Genomic DNA, 17,636 nt, shown 5'->3' with positions numbered 1-17,636 from the left:
TCTCACCCCTTAATGCCGGTTGAAGCTATGCCTTCCACTAAATATTTCTGCATGGTAAGAAAAATCACAAAAATCGGTACTAACGATAAAGTTGCCATGGCAAACATAGCTCCCCAGTCAGATCCGGAAGCAGGATCAGAAAAAAGTTTTAGTGCATAAGCCACCGGATACTTTACCGGATCGCTTAAATAAATCAAAGATGATAAAAAATCTTCCCACTTCCACATAAAAGCAAATATTGCGCTTGTAACCAGGGCCGGTTTAATCAAAGGTATTATAATCTTAGTAAAGATCGTATAAATACTGCATCCGTCAATTTTAGCCGCCTCATCCAATTCAATTGGAATGCCCTTAATAAATTGCAGATTAAGAAAAATGAAAAAGCCTTGTCCTAAAAAATATGGCATAATAATTGGAAGATAGCTTCCTACCCATCCAATCTTATTAAATAATATGTACTGTGGTATCATAATAACCTGAAAAGGAAGCATCATGGAAAGCAGCATACATGAAAACCAAAAACTTTTTCCTTTAAAATTGCACCTTGCAAAACCGTATCCTATAAGTGCTGATGATATCACTGCACCAACTGTAGCCGTTCCTGCAATAATAAAAGAGTTTTTAAAAAACAAACTAAAACTATATCCTGCAAACCCTTTCCACCCAACCGCATAGTTCTCAAACTTCCATTGGCTTGGAAATAGATTCTGGGCTGTCCTCATAATTTCATTGCTACCTTTAAAGGAACTAAGTATCATCCAAATCACCGGATAAATCATAACAATAGCAAATCCGAAGGTAAAGATATGGTATGCAATGGATGCTGCTTTCCTTTTCGCCTTATAATTATTCATCTCCATCACCTTTCCGATTCATAATATACCCATTTATTCTGAGTTTTAAAAATTATATAAGTCAATATTGCCACAAATATGGTCATTGCCCAAGCCATCGCACAACCATAACCCAGCTTATTAAAAGTAAACGAATTCTGATACATATAGACTGTGTAAAATAATGTAGAGTCTCTGGGTTTTCCCTGCGTAATAATATAACTCTGTGTAAATGCCATAAAACCATTAATAATCTGGTTAATCAGATTAAAGAAAATAGTGGGTGTAATCATTGGAAGTGTAATTTTAAAAAACTTATGAAAACTGTTTGCACCATCCATAGTAGCTGACTCATAAAGAGCGACAGGAACCTGTTTTAAACCAGATAAAAAGATTAACATAGAAGAGCCAAATTGCCAGACTGCCAATAAAATCAATGTCCAAATTGCCGTATCCTGGCTTCCCAGCCATGACTTGTCACAGGGAATTCCAACTGTCTGAAGAAGCGCATTCACCACACCGTCACTGGCAAACATTCTTTTCCATAGAATTGCTACCGCTACCGATGATCCTATAATAGACGGAAGATAATAGACCGCCCGATAGAACTTTGAAAGCTTGGTTGTTTTTACCAAAAGCATTGCTACCCCAAGCGCCATAATCAGACGTAAAGGTACAGAAAAAACAGCATAATAAAGTGTTACAAAAAACGTTTTCAAATATTTTGGATCATTTGTAAACATTTTGATATAATTTTCTAATCCGATGAATTCCGGACTTTTCAATACATTATATCTTGTAAAAGATAATCCAAATGACATTAACATAGGCAAGGCAATAAAGCTAAAAAAACCGATTAGGAAGGGCAGGATCAGAATATATCCTGCCACACCCTCTTGATTTAGAAGCTGGCCAAACGTCTTTTTTCGTGTGTTTTTTTTATTAACGTTCATCCCTTACACCTCTCCTTTATTTCGCTGCTTCGGTCAAAATTTCATATGACTTCTCAACAAATTTCTCTGCAATTTCCTGTGCTGTTCCGTCTCCATAGCGAAGCTGTTCCACATAAGTTAATGCTACTGCCTCAACCTCTCCTCTTCCTGCTGGGGCCGGATCATCAATAGGTGTTGCAATTTCTCCTATTTTATTAATATAATCAAAGGTTTTTGCTGTATCTGCATCAACTTTTTCCTTTATATTTTTTGCAATATCTGTGTTAACCGGAACCCCTCTTTCGCCTAACAGGATTTCATTACATTCCTCAGAATTTATAAACCAATCAATAAACTTAGCCGCCTCATCTTTAGACTGGGACGTTTCTGATATTGCAAAAAACTGTGCCGGTTTTAAAAACATAGCTTCAACATCAGATTCTTGTGGACTTGGAAACATAGACAATTCCAAATTTGCTCCGCCTGAAGCATTTTTTAATGCAATAAACTGGTTTGAAAAGGAAAAACAGTTCCAAGACGTTCCATCTGTTATTGGATTAGTCTCAACTACACTAGGATTTTTTTCTGCAATTAATTCCGGGGTGAGCGCTGACTCGGCTCTAGCAAATTGATCTACATATTCAAAATGTTCCAAAGTGGAAGTCAGGTCATTGGCCGCCAACTCATCAAAAATATTGGAATCATTGCTTCGGGCCATCATAATCAGTCCATTGAGACCACCCTCATAATATGTTTTTACACCGGTTTTTTCATAAATAGTATTTCCGATTTCAAGCAATTCTTCTGTTGTAATATGCTCTGGAATGACTACGCCTGCCTCGTCGGTAATATCCTTGTTATATATTAAAGACAGAGCATTGCTTCCAAGGCTCATTGCATAACACTTTCCATCAATGCTGCCGCTTTCAATTATACTTTGCGGAATTTTTTCAGTTTGAATAACTCCAGATTCTAAATAAGGCGTAATATCTGCCAATTGGTTACTTTCTTGATACTGTTTCAGATATGAATGATCCATTTGAATAATATCAGGTAAATTTCCTCCTGCTGCCATCGCAGAAAGTTTATCCCAATATCCAGACCAGTCTGTAAATTCAATGTCAATTTTCACCTCTGGATTCTGTTCCATATAAAGATCCACTGCTTGTTTTGTCATATCATTTCTTGCTTGATTTCCCCACCAGCAGACTTTTATAGATGTACTTGCTTCATTATCTGCATTCTTTTTCGTATCTTTTGTACTTTCCACTGACTCAGGAGAAGTCGTATCTGTGTTTTTTGGAGAACTACATCCACTCATTATCCCCATTACTGCTGCCATAGATAGCGCAAGTACAAACTTTGTTTTTTTCATCTTAAATCCCTCCGTCTTTTTTGATGATCTCATTATATTCCATTTTTTCTTCTTGGGAAATGGCACAAAATCGTCTCACCTGTTCAAAAAATCGTTTTCATTTTCAGAACTATTGTAACCGCTCAACGCTTGCTTTATAATAAATGTCATAATACGGAACTGAAATCAGGAAACATTATCATTCAAAAATAGAGGGAAAGGTTCAATATTTTATGAACGAGCATACAAAGCAATCGTCTCCTACCCGGTATCAATTAATAGGTACAAGTATTAAAAGATTTATAAATAATATGCCATTAATTGCAAAGTTTACTTATATATTTACTGCCAGCTTTCTCCTTTTAATTGTTGCTTTTACTTTATGTATATTTATCGTTACCAAGACCAGCAACCAAATGCTTTACAAGTCAACGGCAGCCTCATTATCTCACTCAGCCACTTTAATCAAAACAGAACTTAAAAATGCAGAAGACCTTTCCTTCCAGCTTCTTTCCAGTGAAGTTTTACAAAAGAATTTTTCTTATATCAAAGATCATCCAAATACGTCTGTATCCCGCCATTATTATACGGAAGCTTATCAGGAACTTATTAAATATAGTACTTCTTTCCCCAAAAATCATATTCAGTATGTCTATTTATCTAATGGTTCCTATGGCGTTACATCTGATACGCTTGCTTCTTATGGTGTTCCAGCCGACATATATGATACTCTCTGTAAAAAGGCAGAAATAGCAGAAGGAAAGCCTGTATGGGTTCCTGATTATGCAGAACAGCATGGCTTATTTCTCTGCCGCAGTATCAGGAGAATAAAAAATACAAAGTTAGATACAATCGGCTTTATTATCATATGTATGGATATAGAACAAATGTCAATAGATGCCACACAAATTGACAGTGAATACGAAAATTCTTCTTACCTTATTATGGCAGACGGTCTTCCAATATGCAGAACAGGCGACCTTAAAAACCAGAATATCTCATACCTAATGGATTCATTTTCGGAGTCCTATAAAATAGTAAAACTTCAGGAAAAAAGTTATTTTTCTGTACGAGGAACAATTTCACCTTATGGTTGGGATTATATCAGCTTAATACCTTATGATTCTATGATGTCACAGTTTTACACAGCGATCCAGTTCATGATATTTATTCTCTTATTTATGTTGGCAGCTGTATTTATTCTTTCAAAGCGTATGATCTCCTCAATTATCCACCATTTTGATAATCTTATCTTTAAGATAAAAACGTTTCAGGTGGATGAACAAAATTTATTGCAATTTAATTATGATTATTCCCTGCGCAAAGATGAGATCGGCCAGCTCCATCAGCAGTTTGATCTTATGGCTACCCGGATTCAAAAATTGGTTAAGGATAATTATCTCAATGAATTATTAAAAAAAGAAGCGCAGCTAAAAGCCCTGGAAACCCAGATAAATCCACATTTTCTTTATAATACACTGGAATCTATCAACTGGAGAGCCAAAACTCTGGGAGATAATATCATCTCTTCGATGGTAAAATCTCTGGGAACTTTACTTCGATCTACTTTAAACCGTAAAGCAAAGACCTTTACGATTTCCCAAGAGTTAGAACTGGTCAATGCTTACATAACTATACAAAAAATACGTTTTGAATCGCGGCTTCAGTTTACTGCTATGATTGACGAGGGATTAAACCATTTAGAAATACCATTTCTATGTATTCAGCCTTTAATTGAAAACGCCATTCGATATGGTTTGGAGGAGAATACAGATGTTTGCTATATTTACCTGTCAGTTCAGCAGTCTGATGGACTCTTATCTATAACAGTAAAAAATACAGGTTCTATATTTGAAGATGATATAATGCAACAATTAGAAAATGATACCCTTACCCCATATGGTTTCGGAATCGGTTTGCTCAACATTGATAAACGTATTAAGCTCATGTTTGGGAATGAGTATGGACTTTTTCTATCAAATGATGACGATTTAGCTGTAGCTACTATTTTGATTCCAGCACGCTGCGTTCAAAAAAAGAGAATGAGTAACGCTGATTAAAATCATCAAGCCCTTAAATAAGGAGGCTGCTTATGTTAAAAATGATTATTGCTGATGATGAACGTATTATACGTGAATCTATCTACAACTTAATTCAATGGGATAAACTAGGAATTGAAATTATTGGTTTATGTGAAAATGGTATAGAGGCATATGACATGATACTAGATGAGTCACCCGATATTGTATTGACTGATATTAAAATGTCGGGAATGTCAGGCTTAGAAGTTATCAGCCGCATTCGTGAAAATGATCCCGATATTCAATTTATCCTGCTGTCTGGTTATGATGAATTTGAATATGCTAGAGAAGCGATGAAATATGGTGTTCGTCACTATATTTTAAAACCTTGCGATGAAACAGAAATACTTCCTTCTATTCAGGAGGCTATACAAGAATGCTACCACAAAAGAATATTTCGGCAAACAGAAAAACAGCAGAAAATTTTTCGTGAAACCATGTCGAACAATATCATTGTAAATATTGTAAATGAATTTATCTCCTCAGATAAAACACTGGAACAAATTTTAACATCCTATGAACAATTTTTAAATTTTGAAAACGAGGGATACTGCCTTTATTATATATACTATCTTGAAGAAGCAAGTTTGAACAATTTCTGGAAAATGGTAAGACAGTACGGACAAACTCACTTTCCATATATCCCTGTTTATGGTATATATGGAGCCTGTACTTTAATCCTCTTTTTTCAGGATTATGTCACTGGACATCAAGAGTTCGAAGAATTTTTACGTTCCATTCAATTTGAAAATAAAATTGTAGATGTGGAGCTGAAATCCGAACATTATAAGAATCTTTTCTCTCTTTTGGAAGAAATTCTTCCACGTTTAAAACGCTCCGGTGCAATTTATTTACCTGATAATGACCGAATGGTTCCATCGTTCAATTATCATAACCTGTTAACGCGCACTGAAAAGTTGTTAACATCCATTACCACTACCTCCTCCCCAGAGTTCCTTGAACTCCTTGAGATTTTAGGAAGTGTTCATGAACCGGAATTTTTCAAACATCTAGTTTCAGGAATTTTATGGAAAATTTGCAGTCATAATTCCTCCTGTTCACCGCTGGATTCTGCTGAATTTTTAATACATATGGACACTGTCACTGATACAGAACAACTTCAAGAGCTGGTTAGGAAAAAACTAAATGAACTTTTTGAACACCCAATTCACAACGTAACTTCCTACAGCTATTGCATTAATCAGGTAATTGAATATGTAGATCAATATATTTCCAACCCAAATCTAACGCTGAAATGGATATGTGAAAAAAAATTATACATGGACATGAACTATGTAAGCAAAAAATTCCAAAAAGAAACAGGCCAGAAATTCTCTAAGTATCTGACAGATCAACGTATTCAAAAAGCAAAGGAATTAATCGCCCGACATGATGTAGATAAAATACAGACACTGGCTAATCTTGTAGGATGCGGAAACAATCCTCGTTACTTTAGCCAGATCTTCAAGAAAAAAACAGGGATGACCCCTGGATTTTATATTAAAAAATTATATGGAGGAACAAATAATGACAACTGAGATATTAATGGAAAAGATTAACCTAATAGCTAATCGGCTAGTGAATCTTGGAGGAGCAAACTACGAAGCAGATAAAACCGGAGACAAGAGTGAATTTAGCAAAGGTAATATCGCTCGGGACTTTGGTATCGAAGAGTGGGATTGGCCTCAGGGAGTTGGTCTATATGGCTTAACTAGTCTGCAACAATACCTAGGTGATAATCGTTATCAAAAATTTTTCAATGACTGGTTTACAAGAAATATGGAAATAGGACTCCCCTCTAAAAATATTAATACAACCGCTCCATTTTTATCCCTGCTTGCCAATCTGGAATCTTTTCACAACCATGATTATGAAATTCTCTGTTATAATCATGCCCAATGGTTAGTAGAAGAGCTTCCTAAGACTTTAGAAAATGGTTTTCAGCATGTTACATCTGCCATAGGAGATCGTAATGGAGTAATTCTTCACGAAAACGAGCTTTGGGTCGATACCCTTGTAATGGCTGTTCTTTATCTTAACCAAGCGGGACACCACTTTAAACGGCAAGACTGGATTGATGAATCTATCCATCAGGTTCTAGTACATATCAAATATCTCTATGACAAGAAAACAGGATTGTTCCACCATGGCTGGACTTTCAGCACCCGCGATAATTTTGGCGGCATCTTCTGGGGGCGTGGAAACTCCTGGTTTACATTTGGCATAATGGACTTTATCCAGTCTTTTGACAATGATTTGAATAGTGGTCTGCGGGAATATTTCATTGACACCTATCGCTCTCAGGTAAATGCTCTTATCTCTCTCCAGTCTCCATCCGGCTTATGGCATACCGTTTTAGATGATCCTGACAGTTACGAAGAGGTTTCCGGATCATCCGCGATTACTGCCGGTATTTTAAAAGGCATCCGTACCGGTGTTTTAGACAAGTCCTACTGCAAATATGCAAACAAAGCAATCGATGCTATATGCAGCAATATAAGCGAAGATGGAACCGTACTAAATGTATCTGCCGGAACTGGTATCGGAATGAATGCAGAACGCTACAAAAATGTAAGTATTAAGCCAATGGCATATGGACAGGCACTGGCACTAATTGCATTAACCGAAGCCCTAGCAGCTTTATAAATAACAACATTTGTCTCAAAAGCCCTTTTCCCCGATGTTCTCATGTTTCAGAATGGAAGAGGGCTTTTCCCTGCTTCCGGGTCTATGGTCATTAACCTCTGCACTAAGGATTTTCTTAGTCTATCTCATTTTCCTCACAATTATATTCAGCCATTTTTCATCTTCTCTCCCCGGACGAACATCCGAAGTCACCCACATATCCTCTGTCATAAATAACCCCACTTTATCCAACAGGTCTTTCATCTTATCCTCTGTCATATCCGTAAAGTGCCGGCCTTTCCGTTCACTTTCCTCTGTTCCATATTTAAACGACATATAGATAATGCCTTTAGAGACCAGCGCTTTTTCCATCCTTTTCATTACATCCGCCAATTCATCCTTTGTCAAATGTAAAATCGAAGAGCAGGCCCAGATCCCATCATACACCCCAACCGCTTGTAACTCCTGAAACAACATCTGTTTTACTTCAATCTGCGCGTACTCTGAAGCCATCTTAACAAGTTCTGAGGACCCGTCTATAGCATCCACCTGGTATCCCTTATCCAGAAAATACTTGGTGTCCCGCCCTGATCCACAGCCAAAATCCAATACTCTTGCTCCTGGCTTAATATAACTCAGAAACTTATCCTGAAATTCCGTAAATTCAAGATTTGCTGTGCTGTCTGCGAAAGCTTTTGCATGTTCATTATAATATTTCAAAGTATTACTCATTGTAAGTTTCCTTTTTCACTTATACAGCAGCATCGCGATATTGCCCTGCTGAACCCGTTCATAATGTCCTCGATGCTAAAATGGCTGATATTTTCTTTATTATACCATAATATCTCCCATAAGATTTATATATTCCTTAAAATATCTCTGCTCTCCGCAAGTACGCAAGTACAGAACTAAATCTCTCATTAAAAAAGTCAACAACACGAAGGCATGGGAGACCTGCATAGATATCAGCGGCATGGTGGCACAGAATATCTGCATGGATACCAGCAGCATGGTAGTTCAGAAAAGTAGTCGAAACTTGAACAACACGAATCCATACACGGACAGCAGCAAACTCTCCAAACTGCATAAAGTATCGTATCCCCAGGCAGGGGACCAACGATTGTTCCGGGAATATAGCCAATTCCCGTTCCATCCCGCCGGGTATTCCATCCGACAAATACAAAGCACGGCCATACAGGAATCAAATTCGAAATTCTGATCTGCTGTCCTTCCTGAAATGATTCAGGACGAGGGATTCCACAAGCGCACGATCCACCGCCGTCATTTGCATCATATGTGATGGTGAAGCTAACCATTTCCCATCGTGCATACAGGGTGATATCTCCAGTGGTTCCCTGAACAATACGCGTAACCTGGTTTCCTCCTTCCGGTGCGTCAAACCAGCCAATAAACCGGTATCCGGTAATCTTTCCCGGCGGCACAAGCACAATATCCGGTTCCGTCACCTTATAGACATCCGGATTGGTATTGGAAGCTCCCCGCAGATTTTCATAATGAATCGCATATTGTATAGGCACCAGCAATACCTGCGTAAGATCGCTGCTGAGCCTCACCTCCCATCCCTCAAAGCCGGAAGGAGGCTTCAAAAAAGCTGCCCGGTCATTTTCATTCAGGAGCATATAAGGAGGAGACGCCTCTCCAATTACAATAGGCCTGCCCTCGCTGTTGGGACTCACATATTCCGAAGATTCGATTTGAATTTTCGATCCGGGAGCCAGTTCTCCCTCTATCCGGACAACAGCATTTTCATCAAAAATATAAACTCCATTTGTAATGTCCCTCAATCCTACCGTATAAAAGTTCCCTTCATTATAAATGCCTCCCCCCACATCCGCATTGTTCCGACTGACCATGCCGCCGGTAATCCGTAAGACCGCATCATTGTAAAATCCTCCTCCATAAACGGCCTGATTGTCCATAATACTGCCGCCGCTCATGAAAAAAATACTGCGATCGTGGCACCAGACTGCACCTCCATATCGGGCGGAGCGGTTATTGTGAATAGATCCGCTTAAAAAGTCAATCCGTGACTGTTCAGACATGCTTATTCCACCGCCGTATAACCGAGCGCTGTTATCCGCAATCTCCGCCTGTCCTGAAATAGTCACATTCCCCGGAACAACACAGATTCCGCCGCCATGGCTTCCAAAGCTGCTCACACGTTCGTCCGCGCGGTTACCAATGATCTTTACCTGATCCGTAAGAAGAAGCGTACCAGAATCACTGTTAAAATATATACCTCCGCCATTGCCTTCCCGTGAAACGTTTCCAGTCACCGCCGCAGAACCGTGAAGCGTCAGTGTATCACTGTTTCCCCCGTGCCAGATCCCTCCTCCGCTGTTAGTGTCCGCAGTATTTCCGGATATCTGACCGTCCGTAATATCCGTGATAACCGCCCCCAAAGAAGAGGAAAACCGCAGTCCGCCCCCCTCCCTGCCGGCCCGGTTTCCAGAAATCGTATCTTTTATTAAATGAATCTGTGCAGAAGTCCCCTCACGGCTGTTCGCATAGTAAAAACCGCCTCCGGAACCGCCTGCAGTATTGCCTTCAATTGTACTTTCCTGTACATCGATAACGCCGCCGGCGCTGCTCATCAGCAGCCCCCCTCCGTTTGTCGCAGCAGTATTTTCTGAGACAGAGCTTTTGCTCATACGGAAAGAAAATTCACCCGGACCGCCGGTTAAATAAATACCGCCACCTTGGGCCAAGGCATCATTTTGCATAATTTGTGTCCCATTAAGCGATATGATTACGGGCCGTTCCGCTGTGGAGTTCTGGAACCAAACACCTCCCCCGGACCCTGCCGCTCCATTTTGCGCTGTATTCTCCGATATGACAGTTTCAAGAAACGTAACAGCTCCTCCTGAATTAGTAAGAAGATAGATACCGCCTCCCGTTCCTCCGGTATTATGCGTTATAGAAGAATTTGCAATTAGGAACTCTGCGCTGCCTGTTGGCGTTATACAGCAGATGCCTCCTCCGTTTTGGGCAGCGGTATTTCTATCTACGGAGACGCCATCCGTCACGCTCATATGGTCTCCATCATTTGTTCCATAGAAATAGATCGCTGCCCCGTGGACCGCAGTGTTGCCCGAAAAGATAAGAGATCCACTCAAAGACAAAAAGGAAGGGCTGCTGCCTCCGGCCCGATAACCGGAAAAGCAGATTCCTCCGCCCGTAGATGACGCAGCATTGTCCACGATCTGTACATCCCCCGAGATGGAGAGCGTGCCGCCCACCCCCTGAATCGTAGAATAATAATAAATGCCGCCCCCATTAACAGCAAAATTATGGTCAATCATAGACCGATCCGATATAGAGATGATATCGTCCGGACTGCTTAGTGAAACTGAAATACCCCCTCCATTGGTCCGGGCAGAGCAGCCGGTGACTCTCGCATCTCCGGCCATCTGCAGCTTATTCATATAACTGCCGCCCCCATAGAGCCAGACACCTCCGCCCGATCCATAGGAAACATTATCTTTCAGAACAGCCCCATCATCCATATAAAGAGAACCACCCGTTACATATATGAGAGCACGCGCTGCAGCGCTTGTTGGATCATGCAGTTGTGACTGGCCGTCAATAACAATATTAGCCAGCCGCAGAATACCGTCGTTCTGTATCCGGAATAAGTAACTGTCGTATCCCGGTGCTTTGGAAATCGTATACGTTCCGGGAATGAGGCTTTCTATTGTAACATCATATAGAATGTTAATCTGGGAAGTGAGTGAGAAATCGGCTGTTATCTGTATGAAAGGTTCTTGAATGTTCAGCGCAGCCGACAGCTGCGCCTGACTTGATACTTGTGCCATATGGTTTCACCTGCTTTTTTATTGATATACCATTTTATGCGGGAATTGGACAACGTGATACTTTCAAAAGTGCAAAACAAAAACCTCGGGAATCTTGATTTCTCAAGGTTCCTGAGGTTCTAATAAGAAACGCGATTCGAACTATACCGCTGCCAAAAAAGCAAGTGAAAATCAAGGAGAAATGCAATCTGTCCAACTTATGTCTGCAGCTGATTTTTATCAAACACATGAACTGCTGCATTTACTCCGAAAATCCGGTTACCTGTCTAACATTGCTTTCTGCATATCAGGATCATTTTCCAAGCGGGCTGAAACATCAACAAAACCGACATCGTCATAAATACGATCCACTTTATATCTGATAACTGTATAAATCAATACGATGACTGGAGTCAAATAAAGTAACGGAATATAGGGAATAAAGGAAGTTGCTGTTACACCCAGGGCTCCGCAGACAAAAATTGTATTGTTGTTCCACGGAATGAACATAGCCCCGTAAGTTCCGCCTGCCTGTAAATCTCTGGAACAGTTTTTTGGAAGCAAGTTATATTTTGGATAGATCGGATTCATCAATGTTCCGGTCATAACAATTGCAAAATTCTGGCTAAGGGAAATTGCATTGCCAACAAAACCAAATAAAATTGTAATGAACGCAAGTCCTGTAATAGAACGAATTCTCGAAGAAACAGCCTCTGCAAGTTTTTTCAACACTTCAAGGTAATCCAGCATACCTGCCACTGTAAATCCGAATAGCGTAATGCCCGCAAGCCCCCACATGTCTGCAACGCCTCCACGATTTAATAAAGTAGACAGTGCTTCGCTGCTTGTTTCCAGAGAGAAACCACTATAGAATACATTGACTGCTTCCATAGGATTCATTCCCTGATAAAAAATTGATACAAAGATTCCCATAACCGCACCACCTAAAATTGCAAGAAGGGAAGATTGTTTCATTGCCAAAAGCCCCCCTGTTACAAGCATAGGCAAAAATGCAAAGAAGCCCATGTTGAAATTATCCTGAAGTCCCTGCATTAACTGTATCGTAGACTCATTCGTAATGCTTCCTGTGTAGCGCAATCCAACGATAAAGAAGAAGATCAGAGAAATAATATATCCCGGAACCTGATCAAAGACCATATAGCGGATATGTTTGAACATATTAACTCCTGTAATAGAAGTTGACAGTATATTGGTATCTGAAACCGGTGACATTTTATCTCCAAAAAATGCACCGCAGATAACAGCTCCGGCAGTAATTCCCGTTGGAATTCCCATGCTGTTTCCAATACCCACCAATGCTACTCCGGCTGTTCCCACTGTTCCGTTCGACGTACCACAAAACAGAGATACAACGGAACACAGCAGCATAGAAGCCACCAAAAAAATCTTTGGACTGATAAATTTTAATCCATAATAGATTAAAGCAGGAGTTGTTCCTGATGAAATCCAGGTTCCAATCAAGGCACCCGCTGCAAGAAGTACAAGAATTGCTGCAACTGCTTTATGTGTAAATTCGATTGCAGCACGTTCCATCTCTGATGATGTATGTCCAAAATAAATTCCAACCGGAATCAGGAATACCCACAGCATGAAGAACATAGAACCCATATCACCCTTGATAACAACCTTTTGAATTGCAATTGCTGCACATATTACCAAAAAAATACAAACAGCCGCCCCTAAAGACATCTCTTTTCGCTTTTTATTATTGTTTTCCATCGCCCCCGATTCCTCCTCTTTTAGTCCATAACTTGCAAATGGTATGTATCCTTTAAAATTCTATAGATGTCTTCCATTTTCGCATTGCTTTCCGGAATTTCCGGAAGATATGAAGCCGTTACTTTCGTATCTTTTACTCCACTGGCAGTAATTAAGAGTACAACCTTCTCGCCTTTCTTAATTTTTCCTTCTGCCATCAGTCGTTTTAAACCAGCCAGCGTAGATGCGGATGCCGATTCACAGTACACACCCTCTGTCTGAGCGAGTTCTATCTGTGCTTCGTTAATTTCTTTATTTCCTTCTAAAGAAATTGCCAGACCATTTGATTTCTTTAAAGCATAAAGAGAGTGATAGGTTCCCCATACTGTAGACATTGAAGAAGCCACGCTCCCCCAGCTTTCAACCGGTTCAATAATTTCTTTATTCTCATTGTATGCTTTCGCAACAGGACCATAATCTTCAACCGATACCATCTGTGGTATTTTATCAATGAATCCCATCTCTTTTAATTCTGAGAATCCCTTCATAATGCCAAATAACGCATCACCATAACAGATTGGAACTACAATCTTGTCTGGAAGTTCATCCATATTTTTATATAATTCATATGCAATCACTTTATACCCATCGATTGCCCAAGGATTGCTTCCTACGATTGGGACTACATAGTTGGTTGCAGGATACCAACCCTTTTCGTCAACCATATTTTTCAAAACCTTCCATCGGTCAGGAGTTGTTTTTACACCGATCAGAGAGGCTCCATAAATCTGCATAAATGTCTCCAGTGTCTGATTCACACCAGTTACGGTCATGATGATACAAGGAAGTCCCGCTTTCGCTGCAAATGCTGCTCCTGAAGCTCCATTGTTGCCTGTTGATGCATAAATAACACCAGGCGCTTTCAGTTCAACTGCCTTATTAATCAACACAGCATTTAATCTGTCCTTATGTCCCCATGTAGGATTACGTGTCTCATCCTTGATGTATAAATCAACTCCTAACGTTTCACCGAGCCGATCTAATTTTGTTAATGCCGTATTTCCAACTCCAAGATCTACAAGCTTTTCTGTACCTTTAAATGGAAGCAGCGAACGATAAGTCTCCAAATTTGATCCCGGAAACATTTTCATAAATGTTTCCTTCTTTCCGTCTGTTTTAGGCAAATCATAAACAGGTGTAAGATTAGATGCAAACTTATCTGTATGACACTTTAGACATCCTTCAAACATATCCTCAGCTTCATATTCCTCTCCACAATATAAGCATCTCACTTTTCCGGTATAATACATGGCTTTCCCCTTTCTATGTCCAAATGATTAAATATATGCAATAGCCTCAATCTCTACCGCGGCCCCCTTTGGGAGAGCTGCGACTTCTACGCAGGAACGTGCAGGCGGTACATCCCCAAAGAACTTACTATATGCTTCATTCACGTCTGCAAACTGCTTTAAATCTGTTACAAAAATTGATGTTTTTACAACATTTTCAAGGCTTCCGCCTGCCTCCTTTAAAATTGCTTCAATATTTTTAAGAGACCGAGCCGTAAGAACCTTGATATCCCCTTCTGGAAATGATCCTGTTTCCGGATCAATTGGAAGCTGTCCAGATACAAACACGAATTTGCCTGCTGTAACGCCTTGCGAATATGGTCCAATTGCAGCTGGTGCATTATTTGTAACAATCTTACTCATAATAAAACCTCCTGTTTACAATTATTTTTATGATAGAATAATTGTAAACAAGAGGTTTCTATTTGTCTAACGAATAATTCGCATGATTTTAATCATATTTTCGAATGTTTGTCTATTTGTCTTTTTAATTCCGGATACATTTTAAACCACTCTTGTAAAGCAATAGAATTTAATTTTTTCTTGTTATACACAAAATATATATTCATATATTTTATAGTCAAACCCGAAATTGGAATATGAATCAGCGTTCCTTCGTTCAGTTCATTCCTGATCATAATTTCCGGGAGAAAGCAGCATCCGATTCCGGCCTTGCAAAACTTCTTTGCACTGTCCAGCATATTGCAATGGATCAGAAATGTCTTGCTCTCCGGCAGAAAATTATCTGAAACATATGACAAATAATTCTGCCAGATGTCAGAATAGATCAAAGGTAAATTTCTCAGCTGTTCTTTCGATATTCCTTGCTTATATGCTGAATATTGATCTGCCGCACCAACAAACAGGATTTTGGTTTTACAGAATGGAATACTATGCAAATTAGCATTATCTATTTTGTAAGAGATCAAGGCAACATCATACACCTGATTCTGAAGCATCGGAATAATCTCTTCACTATGCGCGATGATTAGATTGGTTGCTATTTTCGGATGTATTTTGCTGAACTCTGTAAGCATACTTTCCAATGTATAACTGAAAATCCATTGTACACTTGCAATGTTCAGACAATCCTCATATGTACTTACCATGTGAATATCTTTTAAGGCATTCTCATTAAGGGTCTGAATTTGCTTTGCATAATTTAAAAACATCTTCCCCGCTGGTGTTAGTCTTATTCCGGTCTTATCTCTAATCAGCAGTTGTTCACCCATATATTCTTCTAAAGATTTCATTCGATTAGAAACTGTAGATTGTACAATATGCAAAACATCTGCTGCCTTCGAGAAGTTACAGCATTTCGCCACCTCAATAAAAGTACGAATTTCTTCTATATCCATCACACATCTCCTATCATCAAATTCTTCTCACCTTCGGAAGATTCAGTTTTTTCTGTGTAGAAAGCATGCGAATGAAAACAACCAATAACACACTAAATATTACTGCTGCCGTTTCATTCATCTTACTTCTTATGAGAGCTATATAACATACACCACCCGAAATTGCTGCAACCGCATAGATATGCTTGGAAAAAATAACCGGCACTCTCTTCACGATTACATCTCTGAGTAAGCCTCCACCAACGCCGGTCAGCATTCCCATAAAAGCCAATAAAAAAATATTGGTTGAATAACCAGCTTCCAGCGCAGCCTGAACACCACATACTGCGAAAAAGCCAAGCCCCACAGAATCTACCACATTATTTAAACGCTCAATCTGATCCATATGACTATAGTAATACTTTCTTTTCGTGTATGCAACGCTAAAGACAATCAGCGATGTGAATAAAGATAAAACAATTCCCTGATAATCAAAAAAATTAGCTGAAGGAACTGTACCAAGCAACGTATCTCTCAAAGTACCGCCTCCCAATGCTGTGATTAGTCCCAAGAACAGAACCCCGAAAAGATCCACCGCTTCTTCCACTCCAATCATCGCACCGGATATAGAAAATGCTATAATACCCGCTTTCTCCATCCAAAACAGCATACCTTGAAAATTATTCATATCAGTCATTTCCTCCTGTTTCTATAATGGCTCAAATTGATTATAAAAGCAGGTGTTGTATTCGTCAATCAGATAAATAGAATTATAATCATTTGATTTTCGAATGATTATTGCATGAATGGAACGTTTAATCCAAAACTAAAATAGAACATATAATGCATTACATTAAAATTAGTATTATAATCCACAGTGGTAGTTGCTTTAAAATAAGCATAAAAAATGCGGGCAATCTTAGGATAATTGCCTGCGGGAAGGTTTAACACTATTTACAGCAAAAACCTCAGAATCCGTATAATTCTGAGGTTTTAACTTAGAGGCGACAACCAGATTTGAACTGGTGATAGAGGTGTTGCAGACCTTTGCCTTACCACTTGGCTATGTCGCCATATTAAATTGTAAAAAGTTGAACTTCAATAGAATTTCAACTCAGATGACCCCAACGAGATTCGAACTCGTGTTACCGCCGTGAAAGGGCGATGTCTTAACCGCTTGACCATGGGGCCGGAATTTTTTATATAATACTATATTTTTTTACTTCTGTCAACCCATATTGAGCAGTTAAAGCTCCCTGAGTAGGACTCGAACCTACGACACCGCGGTTAACAGCCGCGTGCTCTACCGACTGAGCTATCAAGGATCATAGGGTATGTACCCTCAAAACCACACACTGAATCATATCTATCGGTATCTCTACCTTCCATCCGTTACGGCTTCTGCCGCTTTCCTCTTTTTCTTACCTAAACCAACTTGGTTAAGCCCTCGACCGATTAGTAACAGTCAGCTTCACATGTTGCCATGCTTCCACCTCTGCCCTATCTACCTCGTCGTCTTCAAGGGGTCTTACTACTTGCGTATGAGATATCTCATCTTGAGGGGGGCTTCACGCTTAGATGCCTTCAGCGT

13 protein-coding genes, 3 tRNA genes and 1 rRNA gene are annotated in these 17,636 nt (G+C 39.5%); 3 read left to right on the top strand and 14 right to left on the bottom strand.

Translation table 11 applies throughout. The annotated features are described in order from the left end of the window. Positions 1 to 2: 2 nt before the first annotated feature. From C0033_RS12135 to C0033_RS12125, 3 genes are read right to left on the bottom strand one after another with little or no spacing between them, the layout of a single operon-like run. Positions 3 to 860 carry a carbohydrate ABC transporter permease gene (locus C0033_RS12135; protein WP_103228146.1) on the bottom strand — a complete coding sequence of 286 codons (858 nt, stop codon included), beginning with the start codon at positions 858 to 860 and terminating at the stop codon, positions 3 to 5. Continuing rightward, the gene (locus tag C0033_RS12130; protein ID WP_103228145.1) at positions 860 to 1,786 is read right to left on the bottom strand and encodes a sugar ABC transporter permease; all 927 of its coding nucleotides are present in this window, start codon (positions 1,784 to 1,786) and stop codon (positions 860 to 862) included. Before C0033_RS12130 ends, C0033_RS12135 begins: the two co-directional genes overlap by 1 nt. A gap of 16 nt (positions 1,787 to 1,802) precedes the next feature. Next, complete coding sequence (locus C0033_RS12125) at positions 1,803 to 3,140, bottom strand: extracellular solute-binding protein (RefSeq protein ID WP_103228144.1); 1,338 nt, start codon at positions 3,138 to 3,140, stop codon at positions 1,803 to 1,805. A gap of 212 nt (positions 3,141 to 3,352) precedes the next feature. Between C0033_RS12125 and C0033_RS12120 the strand changes: the two genes are divergently transcribed. Genes C0033_RS12120 through C0033_RS12110 form a run of 3 tightly spaced genes read left to right on the top strand, consistent with a single transcriptional unit; the run spans position 3,353 to position 7,846 of the window. Next, on the top strand, positions 3,353 to 5,179 hold the full coding sequence (locus C0033_RS12120; protein ID WP_103228143.1) for a histidine kinase: 1,827 nt from the start codon (positions 3,353 to 3,355) through the stop codon (positions 5,177 to 5,179). A 32-nt stretch (positions 5,180 to 5,211) separates the two neighbouring features. Next, a complete protein-coding gene (locus tag C0033_RS12115) occupies positions 5,212 to 6,738 on the top strand; it encodes a response regulator (RefSeq protein ID WP_103228142.1) in 1,527 nt (508 codons plus the stop codon). Then, positions 6,728 to 7,846 (top strand): glycoside hydrolase family 88 protein, encoded by a 1,119-nt coding sequence (locus C0033_RS12110; RefSeq protein ID WP_103228141.1) that lies wholly within the window; start codon positions 6,728 to 6,730, stop codon positions 7,844 to 7,846. The genes C0033_RS12115 and C0033_RS12110 overlap by 11 nt, the downstream gene beginning before the upstream one ends. Before the next feature lie 120 nt (positions 7,847 to 7,966). Here C0033_RS12110 and C0033_RS12105 read toward each other — a convergent pair whose 3' ends face one another. From C0033_RS12105 to C0033_RS12055, 11 genes are all read right to left on the bottom strand, one after another. Then, entirely contained in the window at positions 7,967 to 8,545 is a 579-nt protein-coding gene (locus C0033_RS12105; RefSeq protein WP_347501100.1) for a class I SAM-dependent methyltransferase, read from the bottom strand. 245 nt (positions 8,546 to 8,790) lie between these two features. Then, the gene (locus C0033_RS12100; RefSeq protein ID WP_103228139.1) at positions 8,791 to 11,661 is read right to left on the bottom strand and encodes an InlB B-repeat-containing protein; all 2,871 of its coding nucleotides are present in this window, start codon (positions 11,659 to 11,661) and stop codon (positions 8,791 to 8,793) included. A gap of 258 nt (positions 11,662 to 11,919) precedes the next feature. Then, entirely contained in the window at positions 11,920 to 13,380 is a 1,461-nt protein-coding gene (locus C0033_RS12095) for a Na+/H+ antiporter NhaC family protein (RefSeq protein ID WP_103228138.1), read from the bottom strand. A gap of 20 nt (positions 13,381 to 13,400) precedes the next feature. After that, a complete protein-coding gene (locus C0033_RS12090) occupies positions 13,401 to 14,669 on the bottom strand; it encodes a pyridoxal-phosphate dependent enzyme (RefSeq protein ID WP_242984486.1) in 1,269 nt (422 codons plus the stop codon). Between the two features lie 27 nt (positions 14,670 to 14,696). Continuing rightward, entirely contained in the window at positions 14,697 to 15,071 is a 375-nt protein-coding gene (locus tag C0033_RS12085; RefSeq protein WP_103228137.1) for a RidA family protein, read from the bottom strand. Between the two features lie 92 nt (positions 15,072 to 15,163). Beyond that, the gene (locus tag C0033_RS12080; RefSeq protein ID WP_103228136.1) at positions 15,164 to 16,066 is read right to left on the bottom strand and encodes a LysR family transcriptional regulator; all 903 of its coding nucleotides are present in this window, start codon (positions 16,064 to 16,066) and stop codon (positions 15,164 to 15,166) included. Between the two features lie 16 nt (positions 16,067 to 16,082). Further along, positions 16,083 to 16,733: a trimeric intracellular cation channel family protein gene (locus C0033_RS12075; RefSeq protein WP_180994700.1), complete on the bottom strand. Its 651-nt coding sequence runs from the start codon at positions 16,731 to 16,733 to the stop codon at positions 16,083 to 16,085. A gap of 314 nt (positions 16,734 to 17,047) precedes the next feature. Continuing rightward, positions 17,048 to 17,118 (bottom strand) — tRNA-Cys (locus C0033_RS12070). Positions 17,119 to 17,164: 46 nt separating this feature from the next. Then, positions 17,165 to 17,236, bottom strand: a tRNA-Glu gene (locus C0033_RS12065). Between the two features lie 61 nt (positions 17,237 to 17,297). After that, a tRNA-Asn gene (locus C0033_RS12060) sits at positions 17,298 to 17,370 on the bottom strand. A gap of 110 nt (positions 17,371 to 17,480) precedes the next feature. Then, a 23S ribosomal RNA gene (locus tag C0033_RS12055) occupies positions 17,481 to 17,636 on the bottom strand; the annotation flags it as partial.

This window comes from Clostridium sp. chh4-2 (genome assembly GCF_002899675.1).
Taxonomy (GTDB): Bacteria; Bacillota; Clostridia; order Lachnospirales; family Lachnospiraceae; genus CHH4-2.
The sequence above is the reverse complement of the archived record's forward strand: the minus strand, read 5'-3'. Positions and strand labels throughout refer to the sequence as shown.

Bases quoted from the DNA above. Each gene is read 5' to 3' on its own strand.
- C0033_RS12075 (WP_180994700.1), bottom strand. From the start codon at position 16,733: ATGAATAATTTTCAAGGTATGCTGTTTTGGATGGAGAAAGCGGGTATT.
- C0033_RS12100 (WP_103228139.1), bottom strand. From the start codon at position 11,661: ATGGCACAAGTATCAAGTCAGGCGCAGCTGTCGGCTGCGCTGAACATT.
- C0033_RS12115 (WP_103228142.1), top strand. From the start codon at position 5,212: ATGTTAAAAATGATTATTGCTGATGATGAACGTATTATACGTGAATCT.
- C0033_RS12080 (WP_103228136.1), bottom strand. From the start codon at position 16,066: ATGGATATAGAAGAAATTCGTACTTTTATTGAGGTGGCGAAATGCTGT.
- C0033_RS12090 (WP_242984486.1), bottom strand. From the start codon at position 14,669: ATGTATTATACCGGAAAAGTGAGATGCTTATATTGTGGAGAGGAATAT.
- C0033_RS12125 (WP_103228144.1), bottom strand. From the start codon at position 3,140: ATGAAAAAAACAAAGTTTGTACTTGCGCTATCTATGGCAGCAGTAATG.
- C0033_RS12135 (WP_103228146.1), bottom strand. From the start codon at position 860: ATGGAGATGAATAATTATAAGGCGAAAAGGAAAGCAGCATCCATTGCA.
- C0033_RS12130 (WP_103228145.1), bottom strand. From the start codon at position 1,786: ATGAACGTTAATAAAAAAAACACACGAAAAAAGACGTTTGGCCAGCTT.
- C0033_RS12085 (WP_103228137.1), bottom strand. From the start codon at position 15,071: ATGAGTAAGATTGTTACAAATAATGCACCAGCTGCAATTGGACCATAT.
- C0033_RS12095 (WP_103228138.1), bottom strand. From the start codon at position 13,380: ATGGAAAACAATAATAAAAAGCGAAAAGAGATGTCTTTAGGGGCGGCT.
- C0033_RS12120 (WP_103228143.1), top strand. From the start codon at position 3,353: ATGAACGAGCATACAAAGCAATCGTCTCCTACCCGGTATCAATTAATA.
- C0033_RS12110 (WP_103228141.1), top strand. From the start codon at position 6,728: ATGACAACTGAGATATTAATGGAAAAGATTAACCTAATAGCTAATCGG.